This window comes from Hathewaya massiliensis (assembly GCF_902143515.1).
In the GTDB taxonomy this organism is placed as follows: Bacteria; Bacillota; Clostridia; order Clostridiales; family Clostridiaceae; genus Hathewaya; species Hathewaya massiliensis.
The window spans coordinates 321,569-340,814 of sequence record NZ_CABFVD010000001.1 but is presented as its reverse complement, the minus strand read 5'-3'; the positions used below and the strand labels follow the sequence as shown (position 1 = coordinate 340,814).

The following is a 19,246-nucleotide window of genomic DNA, read 5'->3' as shown; positions in this document are numbered from 1 at the left end:
CATATTAAAAGAGGATAATCTAATTTTCAGTATTTTTAATTAAATGAAATTGATTTACAATATGGAACATGTAAAATATAATTTATATGTATTATTATTATTTGAAAAGGGAGAGAATATCTATGTTTTTAGAGTTTAGAAATAAAAAACCTTTGGTTAATAGTGAAAGTTTTATTGCAGAGAATGTAGTATTAATAGGAGATGTAACCATAGAAAAAGATGCTAACCTTTGGTATGGCACTGTTTTAAGAGGGGATATTAATTACATAAAAGTAGGAGTAGGAACTAATATTCAAGAAAACTCCATGGTCCATGTAGATAAAACTTATGCTGCAATCATAGGGAACAATGTAACCATAGGGCATAACTGTATTATACATGGATGTACTATTGGGGATAATTCCTTAATAGGTATGGGATCTATAATATTAAATGGTGCTGAAATAGGTGAAAATACATTAATAGGTGCAGGCAGCATGGTAACAGGTGGAAAGAAAATACCTTCAGGAGTTCTTTGCATGGGATCACCAGCTAAGGTTATAAGAGAACTTACAGAGGAAGAAATTTTATCATTAAAACGATCAGCTGAAAATTACATAAATTTATCTAAAGAATATAAAGAGTTATAAGGGTATAAAGAATTATAAGATATAAAAACTTATAATCAATATAAATTTTGGTAAATTTACTACCTAAATAGGATATTATAAATTTTAGTTATAGAAAATTTTATATAAAAGTATATTGAAATATATTTTAGAGTATAATATTATATATATTATGTAATACATATTTGGAGATGAAGCTCTCCTGAAGAAAATTCGAATCGCGTATAATATGCTAATGGCTTCTACGATTTTTTCGTAGGAGTTTTTTGTTTTTAGAAGGGGGAATATAAAATGATTCAAAGTATATTTATAATCCTGTTTTTTGGGTTTATTTTTAGCAAGATATTTATGAAGTTTAAATTGCCAGGATTATTAGGAATGATAATTTTAGGTATAGTAGTAGGTCCTTATGGATTAAATTTTTTACATAAATCTTTATTAGATAATGGAAGTGAAATAAGAACTATAGCTTTAATAGTTATTCTTCTAAGAGCAGGACTTGGCATAGATAAAAAAATGCTTAAAAAGGTTGGCAAGACTTCAATTAAAATGAGTTTTATTCCTTGTTTAGTGGAAGGCGTTACTATAATGATTGTTGCAAAAGCTATTCTAAACTTTTCCTACATAGAGTCAGGAATGCTAGGATTTATCTTAGCTGCAGTATCTCCTGCTGTAGTTGTTCCATTTATGTTGAGATTAAAAGAAGAGGGAAGAGGAATGGATAAAGGGATTCCAATTATAATTCTTGCTGGGGCTTCTATTGATGATATTTTTGCAATTACATTTTTTAGCGTTTTTCTTGGGGTTTTTGGAAATGCAGGTAAAAATATAACTAACACATTATTACATATACCTATAGAAATAATAGGAGGAGTGGCTTTAGGTATACTTTTAGGATTTATCCTAAATTATATTATGGTAAAATTTAAACATAAATTAACTTCTTTAGAGAAATTATGTTTACTTGTTTCCACTGCATTTTTATTGCAGATTTTAGGAAATTATATAAGAGTTTCTGGGTTACTAGGTATAATGACATTAGGGTTTTATCTTTTAGAAAAAAATAAAGATGAGGCAATTAAATTAGAGAAAATGTTAAATTCTATATGGTTTTTTGCACAAAGTTTCTTGTTTGTATTAATAGGTGCTACAGTAAATATAAATGTAGCTTTAAAAGCTGGAACATTAGGGGTAATTATAATATTTGTAGGATTAATAGGAAGAAGCATTGGAGTGAACTTAGCTTTAATAGGCTCTAATTTAAATTTTAAAGAAAAATTATTTTGCTGTATAGCATATCTACCTAAAGCTACAGTTCAAGCAGCAATTGGTAGTATTCCTTTAGCAAAAGGAGTGCCTTCAGGTGAAATAATCCTTGCTATAGCAGTACTTGCTATAATCATAACAGCTCCATTAGGTGCGGTAATAATGGAATGTACAAAAGATAAATTACTTACGAAGTTATAGTATACACTATTGAAAATAAATTGAATAAGTTTAGGCTTGATGGTATACTTTTCATATGATAATTGCCATTATAATGAGGTGAAATAATGTTTAAATTAAAAGGAATAGAAAAGATGACAATAGAGCAAAAATATAAATATATGTTAAATCTATTAGAAGCTCAATTAAGTTCAGAGAAGGATGTTTTAGCAAATTTATGTAATGCTTCTGCCATAATAAATGTTATCTTTAACAGTATAAACTGGGTTGGTTTTTATTTAATGAAAGAAGGAGACTTAGTTTTAGGGCCTTTCCAAGGTTTACCTGCTTGTAACAGGATAAAATATGGAAAGGGAGTTTGTGGTACTGCAGTAAGGGAAAAAAAGGTTTTAAGGGTTTATGATGTGGAAGAATTTCCAGGTCATATAGCTTGTGATGAGGCATCAAAATCTGAAATAGTACTTCCTATAGTGGTAAATGGAGAAGTTTTTGGAGTTTTAGATATTGATAGTCCTTATGTAGGGAGATTTACTGAATTAGAAGAAGAGTATTTAATAAAGCTTGTAAAGATTTTAGAAAAATACTTATAGATAAAGGAGAAATTAATGATAAAAGTTGGAGAATTTAATAAGTTATTTATAAAGAAAAAAAGGGATTTTGGTTATTTTCTAGTAGAGGATTTACAGAGCGTAAAGGGGGAAGAAATTTTACTTCCTTTCGGTAGTTGTGATAATAAGGAGTTTGAAGTTGAAGAAGAAGTTGATGTATTTATATATAAAGACTCTAAGGATAGGGTTATAGCTACATGTAAAACCCCTCTAGCTAAGGTTGGAGAAATAGCTTATTTAAAAGTTGTAGATGAAACTCCTGTAGGCTATTTTGTAGATTTTGGACTTGAAAGAGATATTCTTGTACCTTTTAAAGAGCTTGCTTACGAACTTCAGGTTGGAAATAGTTATTTATTTTATTTATATTTAGATAAGACAGAAAGAATAACAGCTACTACATTTATAGATAAATATCTTGAAAATACAGATAAATTCAGCACAGGTGAAGAATTAATGGGAACCGTATATGGTGAACAAACCAATGGCAGTGTTATGGTAGCTATTCAAAACCTATATAGAGCTGTAATTTTAAAAAAAGAAAATTACATGGGAGCAAAATCAGGAGAAGTTGTAGATGTAAGAGTTAAAAAATATTATGAAGACGGGAAAATGGAAGTAACTCCTAGAAAAAAAAGATTAGATGAAAAATCTGACTTAGAAAATGCTATAGTATTATATTTAAAGATTAATAAGGGATATATGAAGTTTAACGATAACTCTTCACCAGAAGAGATAAAAGCAAACTTTAAATGTAGTAAAAATGCATTTAAAAGAGCCTTAGGTGGACTTATGAAAAGTGGAGTAGTAGTTCAAAAGAAGGATGGAACTTATCTACAAGAAGAAAGCCCTAAAAAACCAACAACAAATAAAAAAGGTGATTATAGCAGTAAAGAACATAATAAGGGTAAGGAATTCAAAGAGAAGAATTTCAAAGATAAAAAGAAGTTTACAAAAGGTAAAGAGTCTAAATATAAAGATACAAAACAGAAGGATGCAAAAAAAGAAGACACAAAAAATAAATTCTACAATAAGTTTACAGGAAAGTAGAAATTATAAATAAGAGGCTGTTGCATTAAGAATAAATACTACAATATATTGTATGTAGATTCCTTAGTGCAACAGCCTCTTTTATCTTTTAAATTTACTATGAATTATACAATAGAGATTTAAAGTTTAAGCTTCGTTATAGAATTTTGTTGATATGATGGTTACGCAATCACCTATGAACAAGTTTTAGAATTTCATTATTTTTGTAGTAAATATTACGTTAAAAAGTTTTAATGTTTGAGCATAGCGAGTTTTAAAACTTTAGTAATATTTACGGAAGAAATAATAGAAATTCTTAACGTAGTGAATCAGTGATGTAGTGACTTTCATATCAACATTTTTATCTAACACAGCCAAACTTTAAGATACTTTATTTTCTCTAGCTCGTTTAAAGATTTTTGCTATTTCGTTTAATATTAAAGGTATAATACTAAGACCGCTTACAAATAACCAATCTTTAGCAGTTAAATCATGAACATTAAATATATTAGCTAAGAATGGAACTGTAATTATAACATCTTGTAGGAATATTCCTATTAAGATGGATATAACTAAAAATCTATTTGTAAAGAAGCCAATTTGGAAAATTGATTTTTTATCATTTCTCATATTTAGAGAATGAACCAATTGAGAAACACTTAAAACTACAAAAGCCATAGTTTGCGCATGTCTTAGAGCATCTTCAGTAATATTTTTAGGGAATAATGGGAATAATCCTTTAGTTCCACTAAATACTCTAGCACCAATTACAAAGGCTGCTAAGGTTAAAAATCCTATAAGAATACCATTTAAGATTAGGCTTAAAGTTGAACCTTTAAATAAGCTATCTTCAGGATTTCTAGGTTTGTTTTTCATAACATCAGGATCACCAGGATCTATACCTAGAGAAAGAGCCGGTAATGTGTCTGTAATTAAGTTAACCCATAATATATGAATTGGTTCTAGTGGAGTTTTCCATCCAAGTAATATTGCAAGGAATAGGGCTATTATTTCACCTATATTACAAGAAATAAGGAACAGTATAGATTTTTTTATATTGTTAAATATATTTCTTCCTTCTTCTATGGCACGGATTATAGTTGAGAAGTTATCATCAGTTAGTACCATATCAGAGGCACCTTTTGCAACGTCAGTTCCTGTTATTCCCATGGCTACTCCAATATCTGCGATTTTTAGAGAAGGAGCATCATTAACACCATCTCCAGTCATAGAAACTACATTCCCTTTTGATTTAAAAGCCTTTACTATTTTAACTTTGTGTTCAGGAGATACTCTTGCAAAGACTCTTAAGTTGTCTATAGTAGACTTTAATTCATCTTCAGACATCTTATCAAGGTCAGCACCAGATATAACTTGGCTTTCCTCTTCAGCTATGTTTAATTCTTTTGCAATAGCAAAAGCTGTTTTTTTATGGTCCCCTGTAATCATTATAGTTTTAATTCCAGAGTCTTTACACATAGCTATGGAGTCTTTAACCTCAAGTCTTGGAGGGTCTATCATACCAACAAGGCCTATAAAAGTTAAATCTTTTTCTAAGGCATCTATCTCTACATGAGAATTTGGAAGAGTTTTAAAGGCAGAACCAAGAACCCTTAAGGCATCATCTGACATATCATAAGAACTTTTTAGTATCTTTTCTTTTATATCTTCAGTTAAATCTTTTATTTCACCATTTTCATAGTATTTTGTACAAATTTTTAAAAGGTTATCAATGGCACCTTTGGTCATTACTAAAAATTCATCAGTAAATTTATTTACTGTGGTCATAAGTTTTCTATCAGATTCAAAAGGAATTTCATCTATTCTTTTATGTTCTTTTTCTAAATCATCTTTATATAGGCTATTATTAAATCCAACCTCTAAAAGTGCAATTTCTGTAGGGTCTCCTGTTTTAGAGTCTTCAGAATAAGTAGCATCGTTGCAAAGAATTATATTTTTAAGAAGTAACTCTTCAGCTTTATTTTCAGTATTAAATTTATTAACATCCTGTAGGGTACCATTTACATAATACTTTACAACAGTCATTTTATTTTGCGTTAGGGTACCTGTTTTATCTGAACAAACTATATTTACAGCACCTAGGGTTTCAACTGCAGGAAGTTTTCTAATGATAGCATTTTCTTTTATCATCTTTTGAACTCCCATGGCAAGAACTATGGTTACAACTGCAGGTAATCCTTCAGGAATAGCAGCAACGGCTAAACTTATAGCTGTTAGGAACATTGTTAAGATATCTCTACCTTGTAATAATCCAACCGCAAGCATTACAGCACATATTCCAAGGGCACCAAAACCTAGGAATTTTCCAAGTTCCTCAAGTTTCTTTTGAAGAGGAGTTTGATCATTTACATCCTCATCTAACATTTTAGCTATTTTACCAATTTCAGTACTCATACCAGTTCCTACAGCTATACCAATTCCTCTACCATAAGTAACTAGGGTAGACATAAATGCCATGTTTTTCTGATCTCCAAGTGGAGTTTCTCCATCTTTAAGTACTAAATCACTGCTTTTATTTACAGGCACTGATTCACCTGTAAGGGCAGATTCTTCAACTTTTAAATTAGCTGATTCCACTAATCTTAAATCACATGGAATATACCTTCCAGCATCTAAAATTATTACATCACCTGGAACCACTAATTCTGATGGTATTTCCTTTAGGGAACCATCCCTTTTTACAACAGCTTTAGGTGTGGATAATTCTTTTAATGCTTCTAGAGCTTTTTCAGCTTTAGATTCTTGAATTACTCCTACTATAGCATTGATTAAAATAACAATACCAATAATAATTGCGTCGCTTACTTCTCCTAAAAATCCTGAAATTAATGCAGCGGCTACAAGTATATAAATTAAAATATCATTTAACTGGGAGAAAAACAGTTGAATCATGGTCTTTTGCTTTTTACCAGCTAACTTATTTTCACCATACTTCTCTAGACGCTTTTTTGCTTCTTCAGAACTTAAACCAAGCTTAGGGTCAGTGTTAAGTTCTTTTAATACATCTTCAGTACTTTTACTAAACCACATAAAATCACCTCTTTCATAGTATTAAATATAATTACAAAATTTATTATAGAATATTAAAAAAGACCTTTGTCCTAAGTAATTCTTAAGACAAAGGTCTTGCAAACTCACAAAACACCTAGAGTAGTTGCCCGGGATATACCGTAATGACGAACAACCTGAAGCTTAAAAGCTTTTGCTACTCCCCTTTGTAAAATAACTAAAATAATTATAACATAAGTTAATAGGAAAATTCAATATTAAAAGGATAAATTTATATCATGACTATTCCTTCTAATATTTCAATGTTTTTAAAATTATAGTATTAGGGAAGTAAAAATCTTGGAGAATAATTCACCACTTTATTAGGAGCAAGGGAGTAAAAAATCCCTAGGAAGATTAAAAATTAAATTATTAATCAATATCTAACATATATGATTTACATAGTTAACATATTAAAGTGTTAAAATATTAACTTAATTATAAAGGATATCCATAAGAATAAATAGAAATTACTTAAAAAAATAAAAAAACTTATTGAAATAACTGTTTGTTTATTCCAAAAAAGTTCTTAAGATACATAAAAATACATGAAAATATAAGAAATTTGAAATTTATATACAAGGCACTTTCAAGAAAATTAAATTAATTTGATTAAATTAATCAGTAAATTATAAGTTGTTAATTATATAAACATAATACAAACCATTGAAAGATATAATATTAACAATCTTCCTAATTATAAGATAACAATGAAAATGACAAAATTCATCAAAAAAATTAGATGTATATAGATATTTTTCTTGTAAAATAGAAATATATCAAGGCTAATAAAATCAATTGTTTGACTATTTTATAAAGTATTGATTTTCTAAATAGAATAGTCTATATTGATTATGGAATTAAAATTCTTACATGGCCAGTAAGGGGAAATATGATCTTAAGTTTTATTTTTTTCAAAAAAGTTAATTATATTAAAAGCCAAAATGTGTTTGGAGGAAAAGAAATGGATAAAAGGTTTAAACGTAATAGTTGGATGTTTATTGTTGCATATATATTTATGGGAATATTAGGGGGAGTATCCTTAGATACTATGGTAACCTTCCTAGATGCATCTTCAGCTACAAAAGGTATTGCTGCTAGTATGTCCATTATAATGGGTATAGGTTTTTATGGTGGAGCAGCACTTTTATTAGTAGTACCTAAGCTAGGGTATAAGAAAATTTTAGCCCTATCTCCAATATCAATTGTTATAGGAATACTTATTATTACTAAGTTTGAATCAGTTACATTAGTTGCAATAGCAGCTTCAGTAATTATGATAGGCGTATGTATGTTTGATGCTATTTTATCACCATTCTTAAGTTGTTATACTTCAGAAGAAAAGAGAGAAAAGATATTCTCAACTACTCTATGGACTAATATTGCTGGTATGGTATTTGGTACATGGTCAGGCGGTAAGTTAATTGCAAGTAGATTTGCATCTAGATTAAACATAGATTATGCTCAAGCAAAGGCTCTAACAGGAAAAATAGCAGATTTTAACCCAGAACAATTATCTGCATATGTAGGAGCTCATAAGGATGCACTTTTAATTTATGCTGTGGTTGCAGCAATAACTCTTATACCTATTTTATTTATAAAAGAAGTTGATACAGATTATAAAAAGGTTAAGAATGCTGACGGTAAAAAAGAAAAAATTAACTGGAGTGCTTTCTTTAATAAATATATAATATTATATGTAGTTTTCTCATTCTTAATAAGATTAGGAGCATCATTAATTACTCCATACTTCTCAGTATTCTTAAGCAGAATGGGTATAGACAGAGATACAACATCACAACTTATTTCTTATCAGTATTTTGCTATGGTTATATTCATATTTGTATCACCTTGGATTGTTAAGAAATTAGGAAGAGTTATCTCTTTAGGTGGACTAGCATTATGTTCAATACCATTTATGCTTATTATAGCTAATGGTGCAGCTTTTGGTGGCAATATGGTTATGGCAGTTGGACTTGGATTATTCTTCAGATCAGGATTCATGAATGCAGCTCAACCAGTTCAACAAGCTTTACCAATGGAGTTTGTTACTAAAGAAGCTAGACCTGCATATAATGCAGTAATATATGTTGCACAAGGTCTTGCGCAAGTAATAGCTGGTATTTTAGGAAAGCAATTCCTATTCAACAAGCCAAATGGATATTCAATTGCTTATTATGTTACAGGTACAATTTATGCTATAGCAGCTATTATGTTAATAGTAGTATTTACTAAGAATTATAATAGACCTAAGGTAAAAGAAGAAAATTCACAAGAGAATTTAGTTGGAGAAACAGTTTAATTCTAGCATTTTAAAACGCCGTAGGATATACGGCGTTTTTTTTATTTCTATTGTAGTATATAATATATAGTGCATTAGGGATTAATAATAATAAAAGGAAGTGATAATGTGAGAAATGAATACATAGCTTACGATAACTTACCTATAAAAATTGAATTAGTTAATATAAAAGAATATCCCATACACTGGCATGATGCTATAGAAGTACTTATGGTTTTAAAAGGTGAAGTTAATGTAACCATAGAATCTGGAATTTATACAGTTAGGGAAAGAGAAATTGAGATTATAAACGTAGAGGAAGCTCATAGAATATTTTCAGAGGAAGATAATAGGGTTTTAATGTTCCATTTAGATCCTGGATTTTTTAAGAGATATTATGATGATATAAAGAATATGTTTTTCTATACGGATACATCTGAAGAAGTAACTCAGAACGATGAGAAATATGAGGTTTTAAGAAAGTATTTATCTATATTGCTTTGTGAATTTGTTCAAAAGAGTGATGATTATGATGAATATATTGAAGAAACTATGATTGAACTTTTATATCATTTAATAAATAACTTTCATTATCTTATGTATGAAAAAGAAGAACTTAGGCAAAATGAAGAGCAACTAGAAAGATATCATAGAATAATAAAATATATATACAATAATTATGACAGTAAAATAAGTCTTCAAGATATAGCTAAAAAAGAATTTTTAAGTTCTCACTATCTATCTCATGAAATTAAAAATACCATGGGATTAAGTTTTAAGGAGTTCGTTAACTTAACTAGGGTAGAAGAATCTATAAAGCTTTTATTAGATACAGATATGACAATAACTGAAATATCTCAAGAAGTAGGTTTTTCACACTCAAGATATTATAATAAACATTTTAAAATACATTATAATATGACTCCTATTCAATTTAGAAAAAAATATAAGATAGATAATGAAAAGTTGGAAGAAATAAGAGATATAAAGTATTATGACTTAAAGGAAGCCTTAGAAGAACTTTCGTCATATTTGGAGGATTATGATAGATTTAGCTATGAAGATAGAATAATTAAGATTTCTATTGATGGTTCTAAAAAAAGCTCTGAATTTAGAAAAGAGTTTAAAGAAGATATTATATTGCCTAAGGCATACGAAATTAAGAATGAAAAGTATAGAAAATTACTAAGTTATATTCAAAGAGAAATAGGTTTTGAATATGGAAAAATAGGGGGATGGTTTTGTGAAGAAATGGGCTTTTTCCCCGGTAATAGTTTTATAAACTTAAGCAATGCCATGGAAATTATAGAATTTTTATTATCCATAGAATTAAGACCTCATATAATATTGGAAGAAGACATTGAGATAGGAAAGCACGTAGAATTTTTAGTTAAATTTATAGAATTTTTTATTGATAAATGTGGAAGTTATGAAGTTGGAAAATGGAGATATTCAATAAGTAGTAAGATTTCAAAAGAAAAAAGCTTAGAGCTTTTAAAAGTGCTTCAAGAATATAATCTACAAGCTATAGATTATAATATAAAAGATGAGATTAATCCTATATATGATACTTCATATATGCTTCCATATATAGTACATAAAGTGATAAATAATAAGAGTATTTGTGGAATAAATACAATGGATCATATAAGTTTAGGTAAAAATGCTAAAAATGAAGTGCTCTGGGGAGGAAAATCTCTTTTAACTTGGCAGGGAATAAAGAAGCCTTCATATTATGCTTATTACTATTTAAGTAAATTAGGTGATACCTTAGTTGAAAAAGGTGATGGATATATAGCAACATCAAAAGGAGATAAGTTTCAGGTTCTTTTATATACTTATGATGAAACTATGGAGGAGATAATAGATTTTAATAATTTAAACAAATTAAGAGGTAAAAGAAATGTAGCACAGAAAAACATATCTCTTAATATTACAAATCTTCCTGGTGATTATAGATTAACAATATATGAGATAAACGAAAAGTTGAATACTGTTTATAGTCAATGGTTAGCTATGGGTTCTCCTGAGAGACTAGATGATGAAGAGATAAAAACAATAAGCATAGCATGTGAGCCTAGGATTAAATTTATATGTAGTAGGAAAAATACAGTTCATCATTTAGGTACAAAAATAAAAGGATATGGTGCTGTTTTAATAGAGCTTACACCTATAAATGTACCTAAAATATAATTAAAAGTACAAAAACACCTTTAAAAAGGTGTTTTTGTGCTTTATATATAAAAAACGATTTTGAGAAACTCCTTAAAAATGTACAATTTTATTCACAAGTAAGTGAGTGTAGGGCAACAAAATAGAATATATAATAAACTTACAAGGTATGTATTGAAAGGAAGTGGTTAATTAAATGGAAATAAATACTAAGATTGAATATATAAAATATGATAATAGGAGAGGGATATTATGGGAATTGACGATAGGATATTTACTGACGGGAAGGTAGAAAAAGTTTTATTAAAGTTTGCCATACCAGCGGTAATAACTTTACTTGTATTAGAGCTGTATAATATGGTTGACACTTTCTTTGTAGGGAGATATGTAGGACCTAATGCTATTGGAGCTTTAACTATAGCCTTCCCAATACAAAAGTTATTAGTTTCTACTGGATTACTTATAGCGGTTGGTACAAGCACTACAGTTGCTAGATATCTTGGAGAAGAGAACTATGTAGACCTTAAGAAGACCATAAAAAGTGCTTTAAGTTTAGGTGTTATTTCAATGATTATTTTGCCAGTAGTTATATTTTTATTTTTAGATTGGATATTAATAAAAATCGGATCAACTCCAAATATTTTACCCTTGGCAAAAGAATATGTAACAATCATATTGTTAGGTGGTATATTTCAGTGCTTAACACTTATTATGTGCTATATAATGACAGCACTAGGAAATACTAAAATAATGCTTATTTCTACTACAATAGGTGCAATATCAAATATGATAGTAGATTTTATATTAGTTAAAATATTTGGAATTGGTGTGAAAGGCGCTGCTATTGCAACGGTAGGTTCACAAATTGTAAGTTTCTTAGTTGCTTATTATGCTTATAGAGATGTTCATAGTAGATTTAAATTAGGATTTAATTTTAGATTTTATGGTAGCATAGGTACAACTATATTAGCTGTAGGATTTACTACTTTTATAATAGAATTTTCTGATGCTATAGTTGCTATTTTATTAAATAATATGTTAGCAGACTTTGGGGGAGATGGAGCTATAGTTATAATAGGTGTAATTACTAGGATATCTATGTTCCTTTATATAACTATGCTTGGAATAAGCTCTGCAATGCAACCTATAGTTGCATTTAATTATGGAGCTAATAATTTTAAGAGATTAAAAGAAACAGTGAAAAAGACTATTAGAACTGCATCAATTACTTGTATTATGTTATGGGGAACCATGATGATATTTACAAGAAAAATAATAGGTAGTTTCTTAACAGATCCTGCACTTTTAAATGAGGCTGTTAGAGCATTTAGAATATGTATATCTGTATTCCCTATAGTAAGTCTTTACTATATAGCAACTTATTATTACCAATCTATTGGACAGGCTAATGTAAGTTTTGTTTTATCTATATATAGACAACTAGTGATATTTATACCTGTATCCATACTTTTTGTGAAGTTATGGGGATTAAATGGTGCATGGATCACTTATCCAGTAGTAGATATTATAGCTGCTGTTACAGGGTATATTTATATTAATAAAGCAAACAGAGAGCTTCATGAAGAATATGAAGAGTATAAAGAATCCAAGGAATATAAGAAGAATAAAAAATCTGAGAGTTCAGGAAAGATATTAGAAGCATAGTTGTAAACTATGCTTTTTTTCTATTGATATAGAGATTTTATTGGTTTAAGATATAATTATAGTAAGGGAAAATATATAGGAGAATTGAGGTGATATTTTGGAAATAGGAAGAATTACCGGAAGTAGAGAAATAAGAACTGAAACTAAGAAGGTTACTGAGAAAAAAGATTTTTCTAATAGTATGAACTTTGCAAAACAAAAGAAGTCAGAAGAGGAACTTAAAAAGTTATTTGAAAGTATAAAGAAAAAAGGGAATAGACTTGCTATAACTAAGTGTTATGCTGATGTAAAGGCATATAAAAATCTTATAAGGGAGTATCTTGAATCTGTGCTAGAATATATGTATAGTGTAAAAAAAGATATTAGTTTTTGGCAAGCGGGATATTTTATTACTGTAGAGACTATAGATCAAAAATTAGAGGAATTAACTGAAGGTTTACTAAAAGAGGAAAAAGAGAGTTTAAACATAGCTGCTACCATTGATGAAATTACAGGGCTTTTAGTAGATATATATAGATAAAATTTTATAACATGCCTTAGTGCAAATATTTATATATAAATATTATATAGTAGCTAGATTTTCTAATAGATTTTTAATAAACTTGCAGGTAAATAAATAGTAAATAAATCATGGATAAAAGGGAAGGTTATTTCCTATTTATCCATGGTTTTTCTACTATTTATTCTTATGATGTATTAGATTTTTTTAATTACATATATTTTCAAAATAACTTTATTAGATGTTTTTGTCCATATGATGGTTAAGTGATGAAGTAATTTTTATATTAATATTTTCCACTAGCATAGTCTAAAAAATCTACATAACTAGCATCAGAAGGCATTTTAAGGTCTCCTCTTGGAGAGAGACTTATGCTACCAACCTTTGGTCCATCAGGTAAGGCTGAACGTTTAAACTGTTGAGTAAAGAATCTGACTAAAAATTTATCCAACCATTTTTTTATGGTTTCATTATCATAAACTTCTTTAAATGCTTCTTTTGCTAAGAAGTAAATCCTTTCAGGAGAAGCCCCTTCTTTCATAAGATGATATAGGAAAAAGTCATGTAATTCATAAGGTCCCACAATATCCTCTGTTTTTTGTACTATATTCCCTTCGCTATCCTTAGGAAGTAATTCAGGACTTACTGGAGTATCTAAAATATCAATTAATATATCCTTACATTTCTTAAATTCCTCTGAATATAAGGCAGCATATTTTACTAAATATCTAACTAAGGTTTTAGGTATTGAGGTGTTAACAGCATACATGGACATATGATCTCCATTATAGGTACACCAGCCTAAAGCTAATTCTGATAGATCCCCAGTTCCTATTAATAGGGCAGAGTTTTTATTAGCAATATCCATTAATATTTGGGTTCTTTCCCTTGCTTGAACATTTTCATATGTAACATCATGAACTTCAGGATCATGACCTATATCTTGAAAATGCTTTAAACAAGCCTCTACAATATTTATTTCTTTTAAGGTAGTTCCTAAATCTTTACAAAGCTCTATAGCATTATTATAGGTTCTATCAGTGGTTCCAAAGCTAGGCATTGTAATTGTAATTATATTTTCATGAGGTATATTTAATAAATCAAAGGTTTTAACTGCAACTATAAGTGCTAGAGTTGAATCTAGACCACCAGATATTCCAAGTATTACTTTATCCATTTTAGTATGCTCTAAACGTTTAGCAAGAGCCGAACTTTGAATGTTTAAAATTTCTTCACAACGATCTTCCATAACTTTTTCGTTCTTTGGTATAAAAGGATGCTTATCAATAGGACGATCAAAGTTATTAAGGGAAGTATCCTTAAAATGAACTTTTATTTTTCTAAAATTTAAATTTAAATTATTGCTATTTCTAAAGCTAGTATTTTTTAATCTTTCCCCTGAAATTCTATCTAAATCTATTATAGAGTATATAACTTCATTTTCACGATTAAACCTTTTATTTTCATTTAATACAGAGCCATTTTCTGTTATAATTAAATGGCCACTAAAAGTTAAATCTGTTGAAGATTCATGGACTCCAGAAGAAGAATATACATAAGAACACATGCAACGAGCACTTTGATTTTTTATTAAGTCTTTTCTATATTCATACTTACTAACCAATTCATTTGAAGCAGAGAGATTACATATAATATTTGCACCATATAAGGAAGCATAAGAACTAGGCGGTATTGTAACCCAAAGATCTTCACATATTTCAAAGAAAATATTTACATTTTCATATGAAAAAATTAAATCTGTACCAAAAGGGATTTCTTTTTGAAAGTCTAAATCTATATAAGAATTTTTAATATCTAAACCTTCCCTGAACCAACGTTTTTCATAGAATTCACTATAATTAGGCAAATAACTCTTTGGCACAATTCCAAGAATTTTACCCTCATGAATAATTATAGCGCAATTATATAAATTATCTTCATACAGAATAGGTGCACCAACTGAAATTAAAATGTCTTTATTTAAGGAAACATCACATAATTTTTTTAGTGCTTCATTAGATTCATTTAATAATTTATGCTGAAAAAACAAATCACTACAAGTATAGGAGGTAATAGAGAGTTCAGGAAAAACTATTAATTTAGAATTATTTTCAAAAGCTTCTTTTATGCAAGATTCTATATTTTTTATATTATAACTAACTTCTGATACCTTAATTTTAGGACAACTAGAGGCTACTTTTATAAAGGGAACTTTCATGTTAATTCACTACCTTCCTTTGCAAAATTATAAAATATTTTGATATAATAAAAGATAAATATAATTTTAAAATTATTATAGCACTTATTACAATTATACAATAATACTTATATAATAATATATATAAGCAATCTATTCTATAATAGGTATAGGAGCCTATTATATACACATTATATAATAACATATATATAATTAACTTATAAGTAAGAGTATAATGTAGTATAAAAAAGCTTTACTAAGAAAAGTAATAAAATAATTAGAAAAACAACTAAAAGAGGTATTAAATATCACTTTAAGAGTCTAAATCAAACTTTTAAAATATGATTAAAAACTGTATTATAATATCAATAAACAGAGTTTCTAGATTCAGAGGGAGTTTTAGAGCATATAGCCATGGGATAAATTTTCAGTAATATTTATATAGGGGAGGTGAGGAATAATGGAATGGGGGATGCTTTTATTATGGGTAAGTATTTCTTTAGTAGCTATACTTATAGATATTTTTACAAGTTCTATTTTATTTGTATGGTTTGCTATTGGAGGTATTGTGTCCTTAGTTGGTTTAAGTTTAGGTGCTTCAAACTCTATTCAAATTATTACTTTTATATTAGTTAGTGCAATTGGACTTATTATTGGATATCCAGCAGCAAAGAAAATAACAAGAAAATCAGTTAATGCTTTAAAAACTATGGAAGAAACTTATATTGGAAGAGAGTTTATTGCAGAAGAAAATATAAAAAATAAGGCTAATATTAAAATTGACGGAATATATTGGAGTGTAGTCAATAAAGGGGGGAATATAGAAAAAGGTGAGAAATTTGAAATTATAGGTATAGACGGAAATAAATTTTTAGTTAAAAAAATATAAATTATATTAGGAGGAGAACATATGGGATTTATAATATTAATAGTAATTTCAGTTTTAGTTATATTAGCTGTTTTATCATCAATTAAAGTTGTTAATACAGGATATGTTTATATAGTTGAAAGGTTTGGTCAATATCATAGAACCTTAGAACCAGGATGGCACACTACAATACCTTTTGCTGATTTTGTTAGAAAGAAAATTTCTACAAAACAACAAATATTAGACATACAACCTCAAAGTGTTATTACTAAGGATAATGTAAAGATTTCTATAGACAATGTTATATTCTACAAAGTTTTAAATCCAAGAGATGCTGTATACAATATTGAAGATTATAAGTCAGGTATTGTTTATTCAACTATTACTAACATGAGAAACATAGTTGGTGATATGAGTCTTGATGAAGTTTTATCAGGTAGAGATAAGATAAACTCAAAGCTTTTAGAGATTATAGATGAGATAACAGATGCTTATGGTATAAAAATTCTTTCTGTTGAAATTAAAAATATAATTCCACCAGCTGAAATTCAACAAGCTATGGAAAAGCAAATGAGGGCTGAAAGAGATAAGAGAGCTATAATTCTTCAAGCTGAAGGACAAAAGCAAAGTGAAATTGCTAGAGCTGAAGGAGAAAAGCAAGCTAAAATACTTGAAGCTGAAGCTGCAAAAGAAGCTAATATTAGAAGAGCAGAAGGACTTAAAGAATCACAACTATTAGAGGCTGAAGGTAAAGCTAGAGCTATAGAAGCTATTGCAGAAGCAGAGGCAGAAGCAATACAAAAAGTAAACAAGGCTATAATAGAATCAGGAACAAATGAAACTATAATAGCTTTAAAACAAGTAGATGCTCTAAAAGAGATGGCTAAGAACCCAGCTAATAAGTTAATATTACCTAATGAAACTCTATCAAGCTTAGGTAGTATAGCGGCTATTGGGGAAATGCTAAAGGGCAGTAAAGAAAATAAATAGTAAAAAATAAATAGACATATTAAAACCCTGCTAATTTTTATTTTAGCAGGGTTTTATAAAAAGTTAACTTTTATAATTAAGTTTTTTCAATGGGGTCAGGGGAAATTTAATTTAATTAATAATAAGTAATATGGTATACTATATAATATAAAACTAAGGGTATTTGAAGGGTGAATTTAGATGAAAGCTACAGTAAGTAATATGCAAATAAATGCAAATAACCTACAATTAGATGACAAAATTTGGGAGGCACTAAAAACTCCTTTAACACAGAGAAAAGGATATAAGATTAGTTCAAATGTGGTCAAAATTCCAGCTTATTTTTATAGATTTATAGGAATAAAGGAAAATGAAGAAGAATATTTTGATGAGATTATAAGAACCCACAAAGAACTTATGTTTTTAGGAACTTTGTATTTAAGTGTTTCGTCTGGCTTTAAAAGAGATGTAGGCATAAAGGTTCAAAGTGTACTTTGCAATATGAAGGAAGAAAACCTTATAAATGATATAAGCTTTTTGATACAGAAAGCAGAGGAAAATAACTTATTTGCAAATATAAAGAATATATATTTTAAAGATCAAATAAAAAACAACCTAAAGGTAGTCTTAGAATATTATAAAAATATAATTAAGGAAGATATAAGATTAAATGAAATTTTGGCATTTTTAGTTTATTGGATTAATTTATATATTCCTAGCTTAATTTTAAACTATGATTATAAAGAATATAATCCTAAAGTTATTTATTATGGGAAAGCTAAAGAAGAAGAAGGATTGTTTTTAATACTTCTTTGGACCTTAGGAATAGATGTATTATATTTTTCTACTGAAGAGGATGAAGTTTTTTCTAAAATAGATCCATATAATACGTTTTCAAGGGAAGTCTTATATTCAAGGCGTTGTAATATGAAAGATTTACCAGAAAGTTTTACAAATAGAATAGCTACTACTGCTTATGAGACAAGAGAAGAGTTAGATAAAATATTATATAATGAAGAAACTAATTTTTATAGACCATGGCAGTTTGCAGATTATAAGGTAAAAGCAGTTACTTTAAAGACTACATATGAAGAGAGCTTTATATGGATGAAGGAAAAAGGAAGTATAAGATCTGAATGGAAAGTAGCAGATAATACTGTATATATACCTAATATATTTGCTAAGGTTATTGGGACTAATGAAGATTTAGAAGAGTACTTTAAAAGTATAGATAAAGTATTAAGTGAAAAAAATACATTATTTATAGATAAGCTTCCTATAATAGAGTATACACATTTAGAGTATGGTAAGTTAAATCAGATATATCCTAAAGAAAGTTTATATTTTGATGTGGATAAAATGATAAATTCACATTGGTGGCCCTACAAAGAATTAAGAATAGGACTTCAAAGGGCACTGGGTGAGAATATAAAGGAATTATGTTTAAATCCTGTTATTTATAATAAGCAAAATGAAAATGCTAGGGATTTTCAAGTGGAAATATTCTCTGTTTTAATAAATAATTTAGATAAGAGATTTCAAGAATTATTACAGAGCTTTGATTATTCAGAGGAAGTTCCTAAAATTCTTATATTTAACAATGAGCAAAATGGGAATTTATCTATGGAAGATTGTATAATGTTGACCTTATTAAATTATATGGGGGTTGATATATTTATATTTAATCCTTCAGGTTATAGTGATATAGAAAATTATATATATAAGGAGTTATATGATATTCACACCTTAGATAAAATGAGCTTTAATTTAGAGTTTAGGAAGCCTAAAGGGAAGAGGAACTTGTTTCAAAGAATTTTTGGAATTTAATTAGGAGGAAT

Annotated in this window: 13 protein-coding genes and 1 riboswitch; of the genes, 11 read left to right on the top strand and 2 right to left on the bottom strand. The window is 28.3% G+C overall.

The window, feature by feature from the left end:
* Positions 1-122: 122 nt before the first annotated feature.
* From FNZ64_RS01670 to FNZ64_RS01655, 4 genes are all read left to right on the top strand, one after another.
* On the top strand, positions 123-629 hold the full coding sequence (locus FNZ64_RS01670; RefSeq protein WP_142413148.1) for a gamma carbonic anhydrase family protein: 507 nt from the start codon (positions 123-125) through the stop codon (positions 627-629).
* 157 nt (positions 630-786) lie between these two features.
* Positions 787-860, top strand: a riboswitch (Fluoride riboswitch).
* Positions 861-899: 39 nt separating this feature from the next.
* A complete protein-coding gene (locus FNZ64_RS01665) occupies positions 900-2,075 on the top strand; it encodes a cation:proton antiporter (protein ID WP_142413147.1) in 1,176 nt (391 codons plus the stop codon).
* Between the two features lie 86 nt (positions 2,076-2,161).
* Positions 2,162-2,644 carry a GAF domain-containing protein gene (locus tag FNZ64_RS01660; protein ID WP_142413146.1) on the top strand — a complete coding sequence of 161 codons (483 nt, stop codon included), beginning with the start codon at positions 2,162-2,164 and terminating at the stop codon, positions 2,642-2,644.
* Positions 2,645-2,659: 15 nt separating this feature from the next.
* Entirely contained in the window at positions 2,660-3,709 is a 1,050-nt protein-coding gene (locus FNZ64_RS01655) for a S1-like domain-containing RNA-binding protein (protein ID WP_142413145.1), read from the top strand.
* 360 nt (positions 3,710-4,069) lie between these two features.
* Here FNZ64_RS01655 and FNZ64_RS01650 read toward each other — a convergent pair whose 3' ends face one another.
* On the bottom strand, positions 4,070-6,739 hold the full coding sequence (locus tag FNZ64_RS01650; protein ID WP_142413144.1) for a calcium-transporting P-type ATPase, PMR1-type: 2,670 nt from the start codon (positions 6,737-6,739) through the stop codon (positions 4,070-4,072).
* 982 nt (positions 6,740-7,721) lie between these two features.
* Here FNZ64_RS01650 and FNZ64_RS01645 point away from each other — a divergent pair.
* The 4 genes from FNZ64_RS01645 to FNZ64_RS01630 all read left to right on the top strand — a co-directional run bounded on the left by FNZ64_RS01645 (position 7,722) and on the right by FNZ64_RS01630 (position 13,395).
* Positions 7,722-9,059: an MFS transporter gene (locus tag FNZ64_RS01645; protein ID WP_185903645.1), complete on the top strand. Its 1,338-nt coding sequence runs from the start codon at positions 7,722-7,724 to the stop codon at positions 9,057-9,059.
* Between the two features lie 108 nt (positions 9,060-9,167).
* Positions 9,168-11,231, top strand: coding sequence for a helix-turn-helix domain-containing protein (locus FNZ64_RS01640; RefSeq protein ID WP_142413142.1), 2,064 nt, complete (start codon positions 9,168-9,170; stop codon positions 11,229-11,231).
* Between the two features lie 231 nt (positions 11,232-11,462).
* On the top strand, positions 11,463-12,875 hold the full coding sequence (locus FNZ64_RS01635) for an MATE family efflux transporter (RefSeq protein ID WP_142413141.1): 1,413 nt from the start codon (positions 11,463-11,465) through the stop codon (positions 12,873-12,875).
* A gap of 97 nt (positions 12,876-12,972) precedes the next feature.
* Complete coding sequence (locus FNZ64_RS01630; RefSeq protein ID WP_142413140.1) at positions 12,973-13,395, top strand: YaaR family protein; 423 nt, start codon at positions 12,973-12,975, stop codon at positions 13,393-13,395.
* A 265-nt stretch (positions 13,396-13,660) separates the two neighbouring features.
* Here the strand turns inward: FNZ64_RS01630 and FNZ64_RS01625 are convergent, their stop codons facing one another.
* Positions 13,661-15,592 carry an NAD(+) synthase gene (locus FNZ64_RS01625; RefSeq protein ID WP_142413139.1) on the bottom strand — a complete coding sequence of 644 codons (1,932 nt, stop codon included), beginning with the start codon at positions 15,590-15,592 and terminating at the stop codon, positions 13,661-13,663.
* A 439-nt stretch (positions 15,593-16,031) separates the two neighbouring features.
* Here FNZ64_RS01625 and FNZ64_RS01620 point away from each other — a divergent pair, with 439 nt between their 5' ends.
* The 3 genes from FNZ64_RS01620 (at position 16,032) to FNZ64_RS01610 (ending at position 19,235) form a co-directional block, all read left to right on the top strand.
* Complete coding sequence (locus FNZ64_RS01620; RefSeq protein ID WP_142413138.1) at positions 16,032-16,460, top strand: NfeD family protein; 429 nt, start codon at positions 16,032-16,034, stop codon at positions 16,458-16,460.
* Between the two features lie 21 nt (positions 16,461-16,481).
* A complete protein-coding gene (locus tag FNZ64_RS01615; RefSeq protein ID WP_142413137.1) occupies positions 16,482-17,429 on the top strand; it encodes an SPFH domain-containing protein in 948 nt (315 codons plus the stop codon).
* 180 nt (positions 17,430-17,609) lie between these two features.
* Positions 17,610-19,235 carry a YceG family protein gene (locus FNZ64_RS01610; RefSeq protein WP_142413136.1) on the top strand — a complete coding sequence of 542 codons (1,626 nt, stop codon included), beginning with the start codon at positions 17,610-17,612 and terminating at the stop codon, positions 19,233-19,235.
* Positions 19,236-19,246: the final 11 nt, after the last annotated feature.

Coding starts and splice junctions, on each gene's coding strand:
- FNZ64_RS01635 (WP_142413141.1), top strand. CDS start 11,463: ATGGGAATTGACGATAGGATATTTACTGACGGGAAGGTAGAAAAAGTT.
- FNZ64_RS01620 (WP_142413138.1), top strand. CDS start 16,032: ATGGAATGGGGGATGCTTTTATTATGGGTAAGTATTTCTTTAGTAGCT.
- FNZ64_RS01660 (WP_142413146.1), top strand. CDS start 2,162: ATGTTTAAATTAAAAGGAATAGAAAAGATGACAATAGAGCAAAAATAT.
- FNZ64_RS01650 (WP_142413144.1), bottom strand. CDS start 6,739: ATGTGGTTTAGTAAAAGTACTGAAGATGTATTAAAAGAACTTAACACT.
- FNZ64_RS01670 (WP_142413148.1), top strand. CDS start 123: ATGTTTTTAGAGTTTAGAAATAAAAAACCTTTGGTTAATAGTGAAAGT.
- FNZ64_RS01610 (WP_142413136.1), top strand. CDS start 17,610: ATGAAAGCTACAGTAAGTAATATGCAAATAAATGCAAATAACCTACAA.
- FNZ64_RS01665 (WP_142413147.1), top strand. CDS start 900: ATGATTCAAAGTATATTTATAATCCTGTTTTTTGGGTTTATTTTTAGC.
- FNZ64_RS01655 (WP_142413145.1), top strand. CDS start 2,660: ATGATAAAAGTTGGAGAATTTAATAAGTTATTTATAAAGAAAAAAAGG.
- FNZ64_RS01615 (WP_142413137.1), top strand. CDS start 16,482: ATGGGATTTATAATATTAATAGTAATTTCAGTTTTAGTTATATTAGCT.
- FNZ64_RS01625 (WP_142413139.1), bottom strand. CDS start 15,592: ATGAAAGTTCCCTTTATAAAAGTAGCCTCTAGTTGTCCTAAAATTAAG.
- FNZ64_RS01645 (WP_185903645.1), top strand. CDS start 7,722: ATGGATAAAAGGTTTAAACGTAATAGTTGGATGTTTATTGTTGCATAT.